At 43.3% G+C, this 1,538-nt stretch carries 2 protein-coding genes and 1 pseudogene; all 3 read left to right on the forward strand.

Annotated features, from left to right (window positions below):
* Positions 1-471: phosphoribosyltransferase-like protein (locus UB23_RS29740; RefSeq protein WP_236695834.1), on the forward strand; the 471-nt coding region annotated here is incomplete at its 5' end.
* Positions 468-833: a hypothetical protein gene (locus UB23_RS29150; RefSeq protein WP_152644241.1), complete on the forward strand. Its 366-nt coding sequence runs from the start codon at positions 468-470 to the stop codon at positions 831-833. The genes UB23_RS29740 and UB23_RS29150, both read left to right, overlap by 4 nt.
* A 243-nt stretch (positions 834-1,076) precedes the next feature.
* A pseudogene (locus tag UB23_RS28260) lies at positions 1,077-1,538 on the forward strand (reverse transcriptase domain-containing protein); the annotation flags it as partial.

Raw genomic sequence — 1,538 nt, forward strand, 5'->3', positions numbered from 1 at the left:
GGACAAAATAATATTATTCTGGTTGATGACTTTATTGGGTCTGGTCAAACAGTGCTTGGTCGGATCAAGACAATTAAGGCTCAGTTCGATGGCTCTAACATTACTGATTATACAATTAGGGTTAAAGCGCTGTCGTCTACTCAAGCTGGGTTGGATAATCTTATTGCATCAGGAGTTCATGTTACAGCTCAAAAAATAATAAAAAAGGGTATTGATGACTTTTATGACGCTCCCACCGCTGCTGAGCATAGGGCTCGGATGCTGGCTATAGAGTCATTGCTGTCTCCTCGCTATATATCCGGAGGAGAGGAAAGAGAAATGCCAAGCTTGGGTTATAATGGAGCACAAGCTGTTTACTGTCGAGAGAACGCCAATACTCCAAATAGTGTATTCCCTGTGTTTTGGTGGCCATTCAAGGCAGATGGGGCTGAGCGAAAAGTAGTGCTCGTTAGAGCTATGGGGGATGCATGAGTAGTGATCGCATTGATACTTACTGCCCAACAATGACTGACTTGAAGATACTTAATATACTATTGTCTTCGTCTGGAGCTCTTGATTCATTTACAATTTTCAGGCGAAGTAAGTTTGGGTTGAAATTGTTTTTTGAGCGTTATTCAAAGCTCTTATACTTGTCATTTGTTAGTGAGGAAGACGGTGTAGCAAGGCTTACTGCTGCAGGTAGGGCTTTGATAAAATATAATTTGCCTCGGCTGGGCAATGTTAAAAGGCAATGGCGTGAGGCCCCGGAGAGATTCATCGGGACACGCCTACGAGATGGTGAATTTTATATCCCGAATCTTGAGCTATTAAGTATTGGTACCTTTCCAGGTTGATTTTTTTATGTATAATTAAGGTGCCTGCAGAGGCTAGTACGTAGGAGTGTAGTCGCTCCCCGGGTCAGGTTCCCGATAACCAAGAATCATGCGCTCAGCGGTGAAGCATGCTGAACGCATGATGCTTACAAAACGCTTCGCGTTTTGACGCAGTAATCTCCAGCGAGAATTCCGCTTCGCGCAATTATCACTGGAGATTATCTGACCATGCTAAAGTATAGAAGGTAGCCTCTGTAGGTTCTTATGAATGAAGCTGTTGTTAAAACTTGGCGTAAGCATTTTGAACGACGCGGGATCTCGCGCGAGTTAATAGAATCTTATCTGCCATACATACAGAAGCTTTGCAAAACGTCCTCTCCGGTTATTTTTGAGTTTGAGCATTTATCGCTCCTAATTGGCGTTGAGCAACATGAGTTGCGTAAGATGGTTAACGCACCTCATGCGTTTTATCGCTCGTTTCAAATAAAGAAGCGCTCTGGTGGTTTGCGTAAAATTTGCGCCCCCTACCCATCAATGTTGATGTGCCAAGATTGGATATATAACAATATTCTTATAAATAAGCCGGTGCACTCAGCTGCGCCCGGATTTGTCCCTGGCCGATCTATTTTTAGCAATGCTTCGGCGCACTTGAACTCGAAGTGTTTAATGAAGATGGATTTGAAAGACTTTTTTCCGTCCATTCCGATTAATTGGGTCGTGAACTAT

Source organism: Pseudomonas sp. ES3-33 (genome assembly GCF_000952175.1).
GTDB classification, from domain to species: domain Bacteria; phylum Pseudomonadota; class Gammaproteobacteria; order Pseudomonadales; family Pseudomonadaceae; genus Aquipseudomonas; species Aquipseudomonas gregormendelii.

What these genes read in the sequence shown, in the direction of transcription:
- UB23_RS29150 (WP_152644241.1), top strand. Translation starts at nt 468, where the DNA reads ATGAGTAGTGATCGCATTGATACTTACTGCCCAACAATGACTGACTTG.